This window comes from Dactylosporangium sp. CA-092794, from assembly GCF_050948465.1.
Taxonomy (GTDB): Bacteria; Actinomycetota; Actinomycetes; order Mycobacteriales; family Micromonosporaceae; genus Dactylosporangium.
Window position 1 is genome coordinate 2,555,042 of the sequence record NZ_CP192044.1, and the last position, 16,139, is coordinate 2,571,180.

Here is a 16,139-nt window from a genome sequence, read left to right on the forward strand (position 1 = left end):
CCGCCCGGGCCCGGCTCGCGGCCACCGGGGCTCTCGCCGCGGACCTGGAGACCGCCACGCTCGAGCGCGCCGCCGACGGCCGCCCGTTCGTGGCCGTGCGGGCCGTCGTCGACACGGTCGGCGCGCCGCTGTGGTCGCCCGCCACCACCGTGCGGGGGGTGCGCGCGCTGCGGTCGCTGCGCCGCAGTGTGCCGGCCCTGCAGCAGTGGGCGGCCGCGGTCGGCCCGCGGGAGGTGCTGCTCGCCGGGCCGCGGTCGTTCTGCGCCGGGGTCGAGCGCTCCATCGAGATCGTCGAGCGGGCCCTGGAAATGCGCCCTCACCCGGTGTACGTCCGCCGCCAGATCGTGCACAACGCCCACGTCGTGCGGCGGCTCAGCGAGCGCGGGGCGATCTTCGTCGAGGAGGTGGAGCAGGTGCCGCGCGGCGCCACGGTGGTCCTCGCCGCGCACGGCGTGTCGCCGGCCGTCCGCACCGCCGCGCAGGAGCGCGAGCTCGACGTCATCGACGCCACCTGCCCGCTCGTCACGAAGGTGCACAACGAGGTCCGCCGCTACGCCGCCCGCGGCGAGACGGTCTTCCTCATCGGCCACCACGACCACGAGGAGGTCGAGGGCACGGTCGGCGAGGCGCCGGGCAATGTCGTCGTGGTCGGCGACATGGCCGCCGCGGCCCGGGTGAGCGCGCCCGACCCGGAGCGGGTGGCCTACGCCATGCAGACCACCCTCGCCGTCGACGAGGCCGAGCAGATCGCCGGTGCGCTGCGCGAGCGGTTCCCGGCGCTGGCCGGCCCGCGCCGCGAGGACATCTGCTACGCGACCACCAACCGCCAGCAGGCCGTGCGCGCCGTCGCCCGGCAGAGTGATCTCGTGCTGGTGCTCGGCTCCGGCAACTCGTCGAACTCGCTGCGCCTGGTCGAGGTCGCGCAGCGCGAGGGCGCGCGGGCGCACCTGGTCGAGGACATCGGCGCGGTCGACCTGGAATGGTTGGCCGGCGCCGGGAGGGTAGGCATCACGGCTGGGGCATCCGCCCCGCCGCACCTCGTCGACGACGTCGTCGCGGGGCTGGCCGGGTTCGGCCCGGTCACCACCCGCGAGGTCACCGTCGCCACCGAGGACGTCCGGTTCACGCTGCCGAAGGAGGTGAGCTGAGTATGGCCATGCCGCTGCGACAGACCATCAGGCTCGGCGGTTATCTGGTGAAGCAGAAGCTGCTGCGCCGGGAGAAGTTCCCGCTGCTGGTCGAGCTGGAACCGCTGTTCGCGTGCAACCTCAAGTGCGTCGGCTGCGGCAAGATCCAGCAGCCGCACACGCTGCTCAAGCAGCGCATGCCGGTCGAGCAGGCGGTCGGCGCCATCGAGGAGAGCGGCGCGCCGATGGTGTCCATCGCCGGCGGCGAGCCGCTGATGCACCCGCAGATCGACGAGATCGTGCGGCAGCTGCTCGCCCGCCGCAAGATTGTCTTCCTGTGCACCAACGCGGTCCTGCTGCCCAAGCACCTGCACAAGTTCAAGCCGCACCGCAACTTCGCCTGGATGGTGCACATCGACGGGCTGCGCGAGCGCCACGACGAGTCGGTGTCGAAGGAGGGCGTGTTCGACCAGGCGGTCGAGGCGATCAAGCAGGCCAAGGCGGCCGGCTTCCGGGTGATGACCAACACCACGTTCTTCAACACCGACACGCCGCAGAGCGTCATCGAGGTCCTGGACTACCTCAACAACGAGCTGGGCGTCGACAATATGCAGATTTCCCCGGGGTACGCCTACGAGAAGGCCCCGGACCAGGAGCACTGGCTGGGCGTGCAGGAGACCCGGGAGCTTTTCGCCAAGGCCTTCGGCGGCGACCGGCGGCGCCAGTGGCGGCTCAACCACTCGCCGGTCTTCCTGGACTTCCTGGAGGGCAAGCGGGACCTCGAGTGCACGCCCTGGGGCATCCCGTCGTACTCGCTGCTGGGCTGGCAGCGCCCGTGCTACCTGCTCGCCGACGGCTACGCCAAGACCTACAAGGAGCTCATCGACTCCACCGAGTGGGACAAGTTCGGCCGGGGCAAGGATCCGCGCTGCGCCAACTGCATGGCCCACTGCGGCTACGAGCCGACCGCCGTGATCGCTACGATGGGGTCGCTGCGGGAGTCCATCCGCGCTGCCGTGGGCGGGTGAGTCGATGGCGATCGACGTGTCCGAGGGCGTGGTAACCCCCGTCGTCGAGGTGGTGGAGTCGCTGCTGGACGGCGTCCGCTGCCCGGCCGACCTGCGCGCCCTGCCGGCCACCGCGCTGCCCGCGCTCGCCGAGGAGATCCGCCGGCGGCTGATCGCCACGGTGAGCCGCACCGGCGGCCACCTCGGGCCCAACCTCGGCGTGGTGGAGCTGACCCTCGCGCTGCACCGCGTGTTCGACTCCCCGCGCGACGCGATCGTGTGGGACACCGGCCACCAGAGCTACGTGCACAAGATGCTCACCGGCCGGGCGGCGGCGCTGCCCAGCCTGCGCCAGGCCGGCGGGCTGTCCGGCTACCCCCGCCGGGCCGAGAGCGAGCACGACCTGGTGGAGAACTCGCACGCGTCCACCGCACTGTCCTATGCGGACGGTCTGGCAAAGGCGTTCGCGTTACGCGGCGAGCCGCACCGCGCGGTGGTCGCCGTCGTCGGCGACGGCGCGCTGACCGGCGGGATGTGCTGGGAGGCGCTGAACAACATCGGCGGCGCCGTCGACCGGCCGGTCATCGTGGTGCTCAACGACAACGGCCGCTCGTACTCGCCGACCGTCGGTGTCATCGGCGCCCACCTCGCCGGGCTGCGCTCGGGCACCGCCGTGCCGGCGCTCACCGAGGCGCTCGGCCTGGCCTACCTCGGGCCGGTCGACGGGCACGACACCGGCGCGGTCGAGGAGGCCCTCGCCGCCGCCCGGGCCAAGGGCGTGCCGGTCCTCGTGCACTGCATCACCCGCAAGGGCAAGGGGTACCCGGCGGCGGAGGCCGAGGAATTCGACCGGATGCACACGGTCAGCCCGTCCAGCCGCAACTCCCGCCGCTCGTGGACCGACGTGCTGGGCGAGGAGCTGGCCGAGCTCGCCGGCGCGCGGGCGGACCTGGTCGCGGTGACCGCGGCGATGCTGCACCCGACCGGGCTGGGCCGCTTCGCCCGCGCGTTCCCCGACCGGGTGTTCGACGTCGGCATCGCCGAGCAGCACGCCGTCACGTCCGCCGCCGGGCTCGCCCTGGGCGGGCTGCACCCGGTGGTCTGCCTCTACGCCACGTTTCTCAACCGCGCCTTCGACCAGGTGCTGATGGACGTCGCGCTGCACCGGCTGCCGGTCACCTTCGTGCTCGACCGGGCCGGGATCACCGGCAGCGACGGCCCGTCGCACAACGGCATGTGGGACCTGTCGCTGCTCGGCATCGTCCCCGGCATGCACGTCGCCGCGCCCCGTGACGGCCAGTCGCTGCGCACCCTGCTGCGCGAGGCGGTCGAGCTGCCCGGCCCGAGCGCGATCCGGTTCCCCAAGGCCGACGTGGCCGAGCCGGTGCCGGCGGTCGGCCGGATCGGCCGGGCCGACGTGCTGCGCGACCCGCCGGACGCCGACGTGCTGCTGATCGTCGCCGGCCCGCTCGCGGACGCCGCGCTGGCCGCGGCCGAGGAGCTGGCCGCCGACGGCGTGCGGGTGCGGGTGGCCGACCCGCGCTGGCTGCTGCCGGTCGACCCGGCCCTGGCCGAGGCCGCGGCCCGGCACCGGCTCACGGTCACCGTGGAGGACGGCGGGGTCGCCGGCGGCTTCGGCGACGCCCTGGCCCGGGCCGCCCGGGCGGTGGGCGCGCCGCTGGTCCGCACGGTCGGGCTGGCCCAGGAGTTCCTGGACCACGGCTCGCGCGGCGCGCTGCTGGCCGAGCACGGGCTGGACGCCCGGGAGATCGCCCGGCAGGTCCGCGAGGCCTTGCCGCCGCGCTGAAAACGACGGAGGGCGGCGGCGCGTCATCGCGCCGCCGCCCCCGCTCATCGGCGACCGTCAGTGGTCGCCGTAGTCGATCCAGGTCGCCGGCCGCTGGTTCTGGCCGGGGCCGGGCCGGGTGTAGTCGCACACGCCCGCCGGGAAGGCCGCGCGCAGCCGCGCCTGCTCGGCCTTGGTGAACCGCACCTGGTAGTCGGCGAAGTCGATCGGCCGCAGCGCGCACTTGAGGGCGGTCTGGGCCAGGTTCTCGCCGGCCTGCAGGCGCGGGGACGAACCGATCGGGTAGCTCGCCGCGCACGGCCCGGTGGCCGGATAGGTCAGCGGAGTCTGGATGCGGTGGTCCGCCGACTGGTAGCAGCCGTCGCCGACGTCGGCCGGCTTGTCGGCGATGACCTTCGCCTGCCGGCTGCGCGCCGAGCGGTCGGCCTCGATGCCGGTGAGCCAGCGGTCCATGGCCGACAGCACGTAGGCGCCCGAGGCGGCGGCCTGGTCGGGCGTGGTGTGGCTCTCCACGATCACCTGGTTGGCGGCGGTACCGTTGGCCGCCTGCAGCCGCGCCCGCATGACATAGGACCACTGGGCCGTGTGCACGTCGTTGATCGGGCCGTCGAAGTCCATGAACAGGCGGTAGTCGATGATCGGCGTCGCGCGCAGCCCGAGTCCCGCGCTGTTGCGCAGGTCGTCGCGGTAGGCCGCGCGCAGCGCGCCGTCGTCGGCCCGGGTGCGGGCCGGCACCGTCGCGCCGTAGGCGTCGTAGCCGCCGATGCCGGCGTTGAGCGCGACGAACTGGGCGGCGCTGATCTCGCCGCCGCGCAGCGCCGCCAGGCCGTACTGCACGCCGACGTTGTCCAGCGTGCCGCGCACGAAGCCGGTCGCCGGGTCCCGGCCGAACTGGTTGGCGTATGCCTCGGCCAGCGTGCACTTCACGCCGCCCGGGTTGGTGGTGGCATTCCACAGCGCGGCCGCGGGGATCGCGGTGGAGCACCGGCCGGTCGGCGTGACCAGGTCGAAGTAGGTGTCCCAGGAGGTGCAGGTGTCGTAGTCCTCGAAGCCCGCCACCGCGCGGCGCTGCCGCTCGGTGAAGGAGCCGCCGGCACCGGCGAAGAAGCGGTCGAGCAGCCGGCAGTCGGAGGCGTCCTTGAGCGCGGTGAACGCGTCGGGGAAGCCGACGGTGGGGATGATCCCGTCGAGGATGCCCGGGTAGGAGTCGGCGATGGTGTACTGCTGGATCCCGCCGCCGGACGCGCCCCAGCCGATGGTGTGCGCCACCGGCCCGTAGACCTCGATGAAGTGCTCCTTGACCATCATCGCGGCCTCGGCCGAGGTCGGGATGTTGCAGTTGGTCTCCAGCACGTTGAGGGTGGAGGAGGCCACCGCGTAGCCCCGGGACAGGAACAGGTCGTTGAGCACGCCGCCGGTGGCGGAGCCCTGATGGTGCCCGCCCGAGCAGCCGCCGCCGAAGGCGTAGACCAGGCGGCCGTTCCAGCTGGTGTCGGGGCGCAGCGGCGACGGGGCGGAGCCGTCGTAGAGCGCGGCGGTCTGGTAGACGGCCCGGTCGATGGTGCCGGTCTCGATCCGCACGAGGTAAGGCACCGCGCGGCCGCCGACGGTGGTGGTGGCGAGGTCGGCCGGGCGGGCGGCCGGGTCGGCGAGCGGGGCGAAGGCGCCGGCCGTGGTGTGGTACTGGTAGCTGACGACGGCAGGGGCGGCGCAGGACGGCTGCGTGGCGGGGGCGAGACCGAAGGCGGTGGTCTCGCAGTAGAACGGCATCGGCTGCGGGCCGGCGAAGATCGGGCCGGTGGCGGGGTGGTTGATCACGGTCAGGGTGGCGGCCCGGCCGTGCGACTCGGCGGTGATGCGGTTGGCCCCGTCGCGCAGGCCGGTGACGAGGCCGAGCAGGGTGCCGTCGGGCTGGCGGGCGAACCCGTCGGCGACCCGCCCGTTCACGGTCAGCCGCACCGGGCGGGTGCCGGCCGGCGTGATCCGCAGCAGCGCGTCCCCGCCGCTGATCAGGCCCGGATCCGGGTTGGACACGACGGCGATCTGCGGCTGGGACCGATCGGGGCCGGAGGCGGCGGCCGCCGAGCTCGCGCCGGTCAGGGCCACGGCCGTCGCGAGGACGGTGCCGGTGGCGGTCAGCATGGGCAATCGCAAGATCAGTTCCCTTCTTGGCGGTACTGCTGGCGCAGCTCGCGCTTGAGGACCTTGCCGGCGGCGGAGATGGGCAGTGCGCCGGCGAACGTGATGCTGCGGGGGATCTTGTAACCGGCGATGTCGGCGCGGCAGAAGTCGCGCAGCTCATCGGGGGTGGCGCTGGCGCCCTGGGCGAGCACGACCACGGCGTGGACGCGCTCGCCCCAGTCCGGGTCGGGCAGGCCGATGACCGCGCACTGGGCGACGGCGGGGTGCTTGGCGAGGGCGTTCTCGACCTCGATCGAGTAGACGTTCTCCCCGCCGGTGATGATCATGTCCTTGATCCGGTCGGCGATGTAGACGTAGCCGCGCTCGTCCATGTAGCCGCCGTCGCCGGTGTGCATCCAGCCGTCGCGCAGCGCGGCGGCGGTCTCCTCGGGCTTGTTCCAGTAGCCCCGCATCACGTGGTCGCCGCGGACGGCGATCTCGCCGACCACGCCGCGGGGCACCTCGACGCCGGCCGGGTCGACGATGCGGATCTCGGCGTGGGCGACGGCCCGGCCGGCGGATCGCGCCAGCACCGGGTCGTCGTGGTCGGCCGGGCTCAGCAGGGTGGCGATGGGTGAGAGCTCGGTCATGCCGTAGGACTGGGTGAAGGCGGCGCTGGGCAGCCTCTCCCGGGCCCGGCGCAGGAGCGCCTCGGAAATCGGCGAGGCGCCGTAGAGCACGCCGCGCAGGGCGCCGAGGTCGGCGTCGGCCGCCTGCGGCGAGTCGACCAGCAGCTGGATCATCGTCGGCACCAGCAGGGCATCGGTGGCGTCGTGCTTCACGATCGCCTCGACGACGAGGGCCGGGCTGAACGCGGGCACGATGACGTGGGTGGACCCGGCGAGCAGGCCCATGGACCACGCGGCGATGTCCGCCAGGTGGAACATCGGGGCGGCGTGCAGCAGCCGGCCGCCGCGGGAGACCACCGGCAGCGTGGCCAGGCCGCCCATCGCCGAGGTGACGATGTTGCGGTGGGTGAGCATGACGCCCTTGGGCCGCCCGGTCGTGCCGCCGGTGTAGAAGATGCCGTAGAGCTCGTCGTCGGCCCGGTGGGCGTCCTCGACCGGCTCGTGGGCGGCGACCAGGTCCTCGAAGCTCAGCGCCCCCTCGGGGGTGGGGCCGTCGCCGCAGAAGATCACGGTCGCCAGGTTGGGCACGTGCCGGCGCAGCTCGGCCGCCGCGCCCGCGAAGGTGTCGTCGACGAGCAGGATGTCGGTGCGGCAGTCGACGAGCGAGTAGGCCACCTCGGGGACGCTCCAGCGCACGTTCACCGGGTTGACCACCCCGCCGGCCCAGGGGACGGCGAGCAGGAATTCGTGGTACCGGTCGCTGTTGAGTGCCAGGATGCCGACCCGGTCGCCGGGCCGCACCCCCAGTGAGCGCAGCGCGGCGGCGAACCGGGCTACGCGGTCGGCGGATTCGGCGACGGTGCGGGTCCGTTCGCCAAAGACGGTGAGGGCGCGCCGGGGGTCGTGCTGCACGGCGCGGTGCAGGAATTGGGTCAGATACATGGGACGCCTCCGGATTCGCCATTTGTGAATCGCGGTACGTGTGACGATTCCGACATCGTCATCCCGCCCTTGCTTGTCGTCAAGGTCTCTGGTCTCCTAAGTGAAGATTGGTTCGTAAGACGGAGGTGCTGGCAATGGGACGGGTCCTGGTCGCGGGCGTGGGCATGGTGCCCTTCGCCACGCCCAGTCGCAGCGAGACGTATGACGTGATGGCGCGCGGGGCGATCCGCGCCGCCCTCGCCGACTCGGGCGTCGAGATCGGGCAGGTGCAGCAGTCGTACGCCGGCTATGTGTACGGCGACTCGACCAGCGGCCAGAAGGCGCTGTACGGCGTCGGCCTGACCGGCGGGCCGGTGGTCAACGTGAACAACAACTGCTCCACCGGCTCCTCGGCGCTGTGGCTGGCCCGCCAGGCGGTGGCCGGCGGCGCCGACTGCGTGCTCGCCTTCGGCTTCGAGCAGATGGAGCGCGGCGCGCTGACCATGAAGTGGGCCGACCGGCCCAGCCCGTTCGCCGGCTTCATGGACGTCGCGGAACGGCAGCAGGGGGAGAGCGACGCGCCGTTCGCCGCCCAGCTGTTCGGCGGGGCCGGCGCGGCGTATGCGGAGAAGTACGGCACGAAGCCCGAGACCTTCGCCCAGATCTCGGTCAAGGCCCGCCGGCACGCCGCGCACAACCCCTACGCGGTGTTCCGCGACCCGGTGACCGTGGAGCAGGTGCTCGCCTCGCCGCACATCTACGGCCCGCTGACCCGGCTGCAGTGCTGCCCGCCCACCTGCGGCGCGGCCGCGGCGGTGCTGGTCAGCGAGGACTTCGCGCGCCGGCACGGGCTGCGGACGTCCGTGTCGATCGCCGCGCAGGCGATGACCACCGACACGGCGTCGAGCTTCGACGGCGACATGGGCCGGCTCGTGGGCTACGACATGGCCAAGTCGGCGGCCGACCAGGTCTACGCGGCGGCCGGGGTGGACCCGCGCGACATCCGCGTCGCCGAGCTGCACGACTGCTTCACCGCCAACGAACTGCTGAGCTACGAGGCGCTCGGGCTCACCCCGGAGGGCACGGCGGAGCAGTTCGTCCTCGACGGTGACAACACCTACGGCGGCCGGGTCGTGGTCAACCCGTCCGGCGGCCTGCTGTCCAAGGGGCACCCCCTCGGCGCCACCGGCCTGGCCCAGTGCGCGGAGCTGACCTGGCAGCTGCGCGGCGAGGCCGGCGACCGCCAGGTCGAGGGCGTCAACCTCGCCCTGCAGCACAACATCGGCCTCGGCGGGGCCGCGGTCGTCACCCTCTACGAGAAGCTGGGCTGAGCCGTGCCGATCGACGTGGAAAAGGCCAAGGCGCTGCCGTTCGACCCGCTGACCGTCGACCTGGAGCGGGGCCGCCTGCGCTTCTTCGCCCGCGCGACCGGGCAGAGCGACCCGGTGTACCTCGACGTCGACGCCGCCCGCGCCGCCGGCCACCCCGACCTGCCCGTCCCGCCGACGTTCTTCTTCAGCCTGGAGCTGGAGGCGCCCGACCCGTTCGGATACCTCGACCGGCTCGGCGTCGACCTGCGCTTCGTCCTGCACGGCGAGCAGTCCTTCACCTACCACCGCCTGGCCTACGCCGGGGACCAGCTCACCCTGACCCAGCGGATCGTCGACGTCTACGCCAAGCGCGGCGGCGCCCTGGAGTTCCTGGTCCGCGAGACCGACGTCACCCGCGCCGGGGAGCCGGTCGCGCAGGGCCGCTCGGTGCTCGTGGTTCGCCATCCGGAGGGGGAACGGTGAACCTCACCGACATCACGCCCGGCACCCCGCTCCCGCGGCTGGAGCTGCCGCCGATCTCCCGCACCACCCTCGCCCTGTTCGCCGGCGCCAGCGGGGATCACAACGCGATCCACATCGATCTCGACGTGGCCCGCAGCGCCGGGCTGGACGACGTGTTCGCCCAGGGCATGCTGTCGATGGCCTACCTCGGGCGGCTGCTGACCGACCTGGTGCCGCAGGAGCGCATCCGGTCCTGGTCCGTGCGGTTCGCCGCGATCACGCCGCTCGGCGCCGCGCCGGTCTGCAGGGCGACCGTGGCCGCGGCCGAGGACGGCCTGGCCACGCTCGAGCTCGCGGTGACGCTGGCCGACGGCACCGTCACCCTCGCCGGCACCGCCCTCGTCGACATCTCCTGACCCCGACACACCTAGCCAGGAAACGGAAGAACATGGCAAATCTGGACGGCAAGGTCGCCATCGTCACCGGCTCCGGCCGCGGCATCGGGCGGGAGATCGCCCTGAAGCTCGCCGCGAACGGCGCCGCCGTGGTGGTCAACGACCTCGACGAGGCCCCGGCCAAGGGGACCGTCGCCGACATCGAGGCGGCCGGCGGCCGGGCGCTGGCCTGCACCGGCAGCGTGACCGACGGCGACTTCGCGCAGCGTTTCGTGCAGGCCGCCGTCGACGGCTTCGGCGGCGTGGACATCATCGTCAACAACGCCGGCTACACCTGGGACTCGGTGATCCAGAAGATGACCGACGAGCAGTGGGACGCGATCCTCGACGTGCACCTCAAGGCCCCCTTCCGGATCCTGCGCGCCGCGCAGCCGGTCATCGCGGCCGCGGTCAAGCGGGCCCGGGAGTCCGGCGCGACGGTACCGTGCCGCAAGGTCGTCAACATCTCCTCCGTCGCCGGGCTGGGCGGCAACGCGGGCCAGGCCAACTACGCCGCGGCCAAGGCCGGCGTCACCGGCCTGACCAAGGCGCTGGCCAAGGAGTGGGGCCGCTACAACGTCACGGTCAACACCGTCGCGTTCGGCCTGATCCGCACCCGGCTCACCGACGCGCCGGCGGACGGCTCCAGCACCATCGACGTGCAGGGCCACCAGATCCGGGTCGGGCTCAGCCCGCAGCTGATGGAGATCATGGAGTCGTCGATCCCGCTCGGCCGCGCCGGCACCCCCGCCGAGGCGGCCGGCGCCGTGTACATGTTCTGCATCCCCGAGTCCGACTACGTCAGCGCGCAGACCGTGGTCTGCGGCGGCGGCTTCACGATGTGAGCGCCCATGGACCGTGACGTCTTCACCCCCGACCACGACGCCTACCGCGACAGCGTCCGCTCCTTCCTGCAGAAAGAGGTCGTGCCGCACTACGACGACTGGGAGCGGGCCGGGATCGTGGACCGCGAGCTGTTCGTCCGGTCCGCCGCGCTCGGCGTCTTCGCCGCCGTGCCGGAGCGGTTCGGCGGCGCCGGGGTGCGCGACTTCCGCTACAACGCCGTCTGGGCGGAGGAGGCCGCGCACGCCGGCGTGGCGCCGGCCGCGCTCGGTCCGGCGCTGCAGGCCGACGTGTGCCTGCCCTACCTGCTGGACCTGACCAGCGAGGAGCAGAAAGCCCGCTGGCTGCCCGGCGTCGCCTCCGGCACGACCGTCACCGCGGTCGCGATGACCGAGCCGGGCGCCGGGTCGGACCTGTCGGGCATCCGCACCCGGGCGGTGCGCGAGGGCGAGCACTACGTCGTCAACGGGGCCAAGACCTTCATCACCAACGGCATCAACGCCGACCTGGTCATCACCGCGGTACGCACCGGGGAACATCCGCATCGGGGCCTGAGCCTGCTCGTGATCGAGCGGGGCATGCCGGGGTTCGAGCGGGGCCGCCGGCTGGCGAAGCTGGGCCTGCACGCCCAGGACACGGCGGAGCTGGCCTTCACCGACGTGCGGGTGCCGGTCGCCAACCGGCTCGGCGAGGAGGGCGCCGGGTTCCTCGGGCTGGTCGGCAACCTGCCCCAGGAGCGGCTCTCGCTCGCCGTCCAGTCGATCGCCCACGCCACGGCCGCCCTGCGCTGGACGATGGAGCACGTCCGGCAGCGCCAGGCCTTCGGGGCGCCGATCGGCGCGCTGCAGGCGACCCGGTTCCGGCTGGCCGAGCTGGTCACCGAGGTGGACGTCGTCCAGGCCTACGTGGACCGCTGCCTGCTGGCACTCAACGCCGGGCGGCTGAGCGCGGTCGACGCGGCCAAGGCGAAGCTCGCCGGCACGGAGCTGCAGGGCCGGGTCGTCGACGCCTGCCTGCAACTGCACGGCGGCTACGGTTACATGCTGGAGTACCCCATCGCCAGGGCCTTCATCGATGCCCGGGTCTCGCGCATCTATGGTGGCACCAGCGAGATCATGAAGGAGATCATCGGCCGCTCACTCGAGCTGGGCTGAGCCGTTCGGTCCGAGCGGTCCGGCGGAACGTTCGAGCGGTCCTGCGGAAGGACCGAGCGGTCCTGCGGAAGGTTCGAGCGGTTTTGTGGAAAGGCCGAGCGGTCTTGCGGAAAGGCGAGGAATGGCCATCGTCGATCGACCGGCGCGCGGCACGCGGCCGGCCAACCGGCGGCAGCTGATCCTGACCGCCGCGACCCGGCTGTTCGGGGCGCGGGGCTACGAGCACGTCAGCATCGGCGACGTGGCCGAGGCGGTCGCGGTCGGGCCGTCCGCCCTCTACCGGCACTTCGCGGGCAAGGACGAGCTGCTCGCCGAGGTCATCAAGGACATCGTCGACGGGTTCACCGCGCAGATCGAGTCCCAGACCGACCTCGCCCGGACGCTGTCCGCCGCGGCCTCCTTCACCCTCGACCAGCGCCCCATCGGCGTGCTGTGGGAGCGCGAGGCGCGGCACCTGCCCGCGGAGGCGCAGGCCGCCATCCGCGAGCGGATCCGCCACGCGCGCCGCCGGCTCATCCACGGCGTGCACGCGGCCCGCCCGGAGCTGCCCGCCCACCACGCGGACCCGATCGGCGCCGCGGTGGTCGCGGTGCTGATCAGCCCGTCGTTCCACGCCATCGACCTGCCCCGCCCCGGCTACGACGCGCTGCTCACCCAGCTGGCGAACCGCGCGCTGGGGGCCTCGCTGCCCGAGCCGCCCGATCCCGCGCCCGCCCCGCCCGCCGGTGGGCTGCGCCGCTCGGCCAAGCGGGAGCGGCTCCTCGGTGCGGCGGTCCGGCTGTTCGCCGAGCGCACCTACCCCCGGGTCAGCATGGAGGACGTCGCGGTGTCGGTCGGCATCAGCGCGTCCAGCGTCTACAACTACTTCCCCAACAAGGCCACCATGCTGGTCGTCGCCCTCGACCGGGCAAACGGCTACCTCCAGGTCATGCTCGACGACACCCTCGCCGGCGCGCGGGACCCGGTCGGCGCACTGCACGGCCTCGTGTCGTACTACGGCCGGTTCGCCCTCGCGCACCCGCACCTGCTGGACCTGCTCATCACCGAGACCCGCAACATCCCGCGTGAGCAGGCGGCGGCGCTGGTCCAGGCCCAGCAGGAGTACGTCGACGAGTGGGTCCACCTGCTGCGGCAGGTCCACCCCGGCCTCGACGCCCCGCGCGCCCGGGTCACCGTGCAGGCCGCCCTCACCGTCGTCAACGACCTGGCCCGCACCCCGAGCATCCGTTCCCGCCCGGGCGTCGCCGCCGAGCTGGCCGCGCTCTGCCGGCACGTCCTCGCCATCTGACCCGGCTCGCCATCGGCCCTGCTCCGGCCGCCGCCGGGGCCGCCCGGCAGTGCTGTCGTGCGTGCCGGCCGAATCCCGATGGCTCAGGAGGCGCGATGGCACCCGGCTTCGAGGGGATCCGCGGCGACCTGCCTGACGGTATCTCCCTGACCGTCATCGGCCCGCTCGACGCGTTCACCGCCCCCGGCCTCGACCAGGCGATCGGTGACGCGCTCGGCGCGGTCCCGGGCGGCGGATCGGTGGCCATCGACCTGCGCCGGCTGGAGTTCATCGCCGCCGCCGGCGTCCGGGCCCTGTTCCGCGCCGCCGACGCGGCCGACCGGGCCGGGGTGGCGAACCGCGTCGTCGTGGCCGCCGGACAGCACGCCCGCACGATCATCGACCGCATCGACGTCGACGGCCGGCTGCCGCTCGTCGAGCGCCTCTACCAGGTCACCGACGCCGGTGAGCGGCGGCCGTGAGCGGCCCGCACCACCACGACGTCCTGCTGTACGACGACGGCGACGAACTGCGGGCCGGCGTGCTGGCCGCGCCAGGCCTGCGACGACATCGACATCTGGCGTACCCCGGGCCGGTTCGTGGTCCGGCTGGCCACCGCCACCACCGCCGAACGGGCCCTGCACACCCACGGCGCCGTGGCCCGCGCGGAGACCGCGCGCGCCCGGGCCGCCCTCATCCATCGCCGGGTTTCGTTCGCGGACCAACGGGCACGATGACAGGGTGAGCGGCTCGTTCCGCGCCACCCGGTGCACCGTATCGCGCGACGGCACCACGCTGACACTGGCCGGCGTCATCGACGAAGGTAACCGCGCCGAGATCGCCGACCGGTTGGTGAGCGAGGTCGCCGCCGGCGCCGACCGGCTGGATCTGACCGCGGTGACCGTGTTCGGCGCCGCCGGGGTGCACGCGCTGCTCCGCGGCCACCGGGCGCTTCCCGCGGGCGGTCGCCTGCGCGTGACGTGCGGGGCGCTGACGTACCGTGTGCTGGACATGTGCGGCGTGCTCAAGCTCGACGGCCTGACCGTCACGCCCGCGGCGCTGGATCTGACCGTGATCGACTACCCGACCCTGGACCGGGCCCGCACCGCCGCCCGGGACTGGGCGGCACACGAGGGCTACCCGGCCGCCGCGGCCGCCGACGTGATGGTCGCCGTCGGCGAGGTCGTCACCAACGGCCTGATCCACGGCGCCGCCCCGGTGCGGGTGCGCGGCTGGCGCGCCGGCCGCGTCCTCGTGGTCCAGGTCGACGACGCCGGCGGCCGGCCGCTGCCCCCGGACGCCGGTTTCGCGCTGCGGCCCTCCGCGCCCGACGCCCGCTACGGCCTGTGGCTGGCCCGCCGGCTCACCGAGAGTCTCACCACGCACTCCGCCGCCGGCACCACCACCGTGCGGCTGCATTTCCCCGCGCCCTGACCCGCGGGCGCGCGCGTGAACAACTTGGATGTTTGGCGGGTCGCGGAGTGGACAGGGAGGACTCGCCTCCGGCACAGGCCATGACTCGAGCGGACACGTGGCCTGGTCCGGCCGGAGGCAACCCACTCCGCCTCGAAAGGACCAGCCACCCGTATGTCCGCTCAGCCTCATGTTCGTGGTCGCAACCGGCGGCAAGCCGCGCTCATCGGCGTGCCGCTCGCGCTCGGCATCGTGCTCGTCGCGGCGCTCGTCAGGTACATCACGCAGACCGGCGAACCGGCGGCGCCGCCCCGGGCTCAGGCCACCCCCACCGCCGCGCCGGTGAAGGCCGAGCCGGTGTTCGACCCGAGCGCCGGCGCGGCGCTGCCCACCAGCCGGGTCGTGGCCTACTACGCGGTGCCGGGCGCGGCGGCGACCGGGCCCGCCTACCGGCTCGGCGCCGACATGCTGGCCCGGCTGAAGGACCAGGCCGCGCAGTACCAGGCCCTCGATCCCGCGCATCCGGTCGTGGCCGGGATCGACCTGGTGGTCAGCGTCCCCGATCGCTACCCCGGGCCGGTGGGCACCTACAGCCACCACGTCGACAAGGCGACCATCGACAGCTACGTCGAGTTCTGCCGGGCCAACGGCCTGGTGCTGTTCCTGGACCTGAACTTCGGCTGGACCGACCCGCTCACCGAGCTCAACGCCTTCGCCGACTACCTCAAGCTGCCCTTCGTGCACGTCGCCGTCGACCCGGAGTGGATGTTCCCGCGGCGCAACGGCATTCCCGGCGAGAACCTGTCGAACGTGCGCGCCGCCGATCTCAACCCGCTCATCCAGGCCGTCGCCGAGATGCCGGCGCAGTACCACGTGCCGCGCAAGATGTTCATCATTCACCAGTACCGCCCGGACGGCGACGACCTCACCGACCCGTACAACCCGGGCAAGGCGCTCATCGCCGACAAGCGGAACCTGGTCAACGACAGCCGCGTCGACGTCGTGGTCCACGTGGACTCCGTCGGCGGCTGGGACGGGGACATCGAGACCAAGACCGAGCAGTACAACGACTGGGTCGCGCAGGGCATGCAGCGGTACGGCAACTTCCGGTACGGCGGCTTCAAGATCTTCTATCAGCTGGAGTCGAAGCACCGGTTGATGACGCCGGCCGAGGTGATGGCGCTGCAACCCCCGCCGATGGTGATCACCTACGGCAACTGATCAGGCCGCCAGCGGCGTCGGCACCCAGCCCGTGGCGAGGTCGGGGGCCGGCGCCGAGCGGCCCGGCGCGGCGGCCAGGACCAGGTCGGCGTGCCGGGCGGTGGAGCACGGCGCCGGCGTCTCGCAGGCCGGGCACACGCCGCCGCCGTGTGTGGGCGGGGTGTGCCGGGCGAGCAGTTCGGCGGCGGTACGGGCCAGGACGCTATCGGCTTGAACGATATGAGACACGGGACGCTCCAACTGCGCGACGGGATGCGGGGCCCTCACCCCGCCGCGCCGCGGCAGAGCCCCTCGCCCCGCCACGACGCTGCCGGGCCCCTTACCCCACCGCGGGCGGGGTGAATCATCGGGTGATCTGGTTCCCAAACCGGCAGTTCATCCGGCGTTGCGCCGCCCTCGCGAAGGTGATGTGTGCGACCATCC

At 73.2% G+C, this 16,139-nt stretch carries 16 protein-coding genes; 12 read left to right on the top strand and 4 right to left on the bottom strand.

All coding sequences use genetic code 11. The annotated features are described in order from the left end of the window. Positions 1–197: 197 nt before the first annotated feature. From ispH to ACQPXD_RS11280, 3 genes are read left to right on the top strand one after another with little or no spacing between them, the layout of a single operon-like run. A complete protein-coding gene (gene ispH, locus ACQPXD_RS11270; protein WP_432843802.1) occupies positions 198–1,148 on the top strand; it encodes a 4-hydroxy-3-methylbut-2-enyl diphosphate reductase in 951 nt (316 codons plus the stop codon). A 2-nt stretch (positions 1,149–1,150) separates the two neighbouring features. Continuing rightward, entirely contained in the window at positions 1,151–2,155 is a 1,005-nt protein-coding gene (gene hpnH / locus ACQPXD_RS11275) for an adenosyl-hopene transferase HpnH (RefSeq protein WP_432837446.1), read from the top strand. Between the two features lie 4 nt (positions 2,156–2,159). After that, entirely contained in the window at positions 2,160–3,941 is a 1,782-nt protein-coding gene (locus tag ACQPXD_RS11280; protein ID WP_432837448.1) for a 1-deoxy-D-xylulose-5-phosphate synthase, read from the top strand. A 57-nt stretch (positions 3,942–3,998) separates the two neighbouring features. Here the strand turns inward: ACQPXD_RS11280 and ACQPXD_RS11285 are convergent, their stop codons facing one another. Both ACQPXD_RS11285 and ACQPXD_RS11290 read right to left on the bottom strand, forming a co-directional pair. After that, the gene (locus ACQPXD_RS11285; protein ID WP_432837450.1) at positions 3,999–6,095 is read right to left on the bottom strand and encodes a DUF6351 family protein; all 2,097 of its coding nucleotides are present in this window, start codon (positions 6,093–6,095) and stop codon (positions 3,999–4,001) included. Between the two features lie 2 nt (positions 6,096–6,097). Continuing rightward, positions 6,098–7,633, bottom strand: a complete 1,536-nt coding sequence (locus tag ACQPXD_RS11290; RefSeq protein WP_432837452.1) for a long-chain-fatty-acid--CoA ligase — start codon at positions 7,631–7,633, stop codon at positions 6,098–6,100. 134 nt (positions 7,634–7,767) lie between these two features. Between ACQPXD_RS11290 and ACQPXD_RS11295 the strand changes: the two genes are divergently transcribed. From ACQPXD_RS11295 to ACQPXD_RS11325, 7 genes are all read left to right on the top strand, one after another. Continuing rightward, positions 7,768–8,943, top strand: a complete 1,176-nt coding sequence (locus ACQPXD_RS11295) for a lipid-transfer protein (RefSeq protein ID WP_432837453.1) — start codon at positions 7,768–7,770, stop codon at positions 8,941–8,943. Positions 8,944–8,946: 3 nt separating this feature from the next. Further along, on the top strand, positions 8,947–9,405 hold the full coding sequence (locus tag ACQPXD_RS11300; protein ID WP_432837455.1) for a MaoC family dehydratase N-terminal domain-containing protein: 459 nt from the start codon (positions 8,947–8,949) through the stop codon (positions 9,403–9,405). Beyond that, positions 9,402–9,800 carry a MaoC/PaaZ C-terminal domain-containing protein gene (locus ACQPXD_RS11305; RefSeq protein WP_432837457.1) on the top strand — a complete coding sequence of 133 codons (399 nt, stop codon included), beginning with the start codon at positions 9,402–9,404 and terminating at the stop codon, positions 9,798–9,800. Before ACQPXD_RS11300 ends, ACQPXD_RS11305 begins: the two co-directional genes overlap by 4 nt. A gap of 32 nt (positions 9,801–9,832) precedes the next feature. Continuing rightward, positions 9,833–10,663 carry an SDR family NAD(P)-dependent oxidoreductase gene (locus ACQPXD_RS11310; RefSeq protein WP_432837458.1) on the top strand — a complete coding sequence of 277 codons (831 nt, stop codon included), beginning with the start codon at positions 9,833–9,835 and terminating at the stop codon, positions 10,661–10,663. Positions 10,664–10,669: 6 nt separating this feature from the next. Further along, entirely contained in the window at positions 10,670–11,815 is a 1,146-nt protein-coding gene (locus ACQPXD_RS11315) for an acyl-CoA dehydrogenase family protein (RefSeq protein WP_432837460.1), read from the top strand. A 121-nt stretch (positions 11,816–11,936) separates the two neighbouring features. Continuing rightward, complete coding sequence (locus tag ACQPXD_RS11320) at positions 11,937–13,103, top strand: TetR/AcrR family transcriptional regulator (RefSeq protein ID WP_432837462.1); 1,167 nt, start codon at positions 11,937–11,939, stop codon at positions 13,101–13,103. A 95-nt stretch (positions 13,104–13,198) separates the two neighbouring features. Continuing rightward, the gene (locus ACQPXD_RS11325) at positions 13,199–13,564 is read left to right on the top strand and encodes an STAS domain-containing protein (RefSeq protein WP_432837464.1); all 366 of its coding nucleotides are present in this window, start codon (positions 13,199–13,201) and stop codon (positions 13,562–13,564) included. Here the strand turns inward: ACQPXD_RS11325 and ACQPXD_RS11330 are convergent. Then, on the bottom strand, positions 13,528–13,698 hold the full coding sequence (locus tag ACQPXD_RS11330; RefSeq protein ID WP_432837466.1) for a hypothetical protein: 171 nt from the start codon (positions 13,696–13,698) through the stop codon (positions 13,528–13,530). The genes ACQPXD_RS11325 and ACQPXD_RS11330 overlap by 37 nt on opposite strands. Positions 13,699–13,823: 125 nt before the next feature. On the opposite strand from ACQPXD_RS11330, the gene ACQPXD_RS11335 reads away from it, so the two are divergent. Both ACQPXD_RS11335 and ACQPXD_RS11340 read left to right on the top strand, forming a co-directional pair. Further along, positions 13,824–14,516: an ATP-binding protein gene (locus tag ACQPXD_RS11335; protein WP_432837468.1), complete on the top strand. Its 693-nt coding sequence runs from the start codon at positions 13,824–13,826 to the stop codon at positions 14,514–14,516. Between the two features lie 153 nt (positions 14,517–14,669). Then, on the top strand, positions 14,670–15,716 hold the full coding sequence (locus ACQPXD_RS11340; protein WP_432837470.1) for a hypothetical protein: 1,047 nt from the start codon (positions 14,670–14,672) through the stop codon (positions 15,714–15,716). Here ACQPXD_RS11340 and ACQPXD_RS11345 read toward each other — a convergent pair whose 3' ends face one another. Beyond that, positions 15,717–15,944, bottom strand: coding sequence for a hypothetical protein (locus ACQPXD_RS11345; protein WP_432837471.1), 228 nt, complete (start codon positions 15,942–15,944; stop codon positions 15,717–15,719). It lies immediately after the preceding gene. Positions 15,945–16,139: the final 195 nt, after the last annotated feature.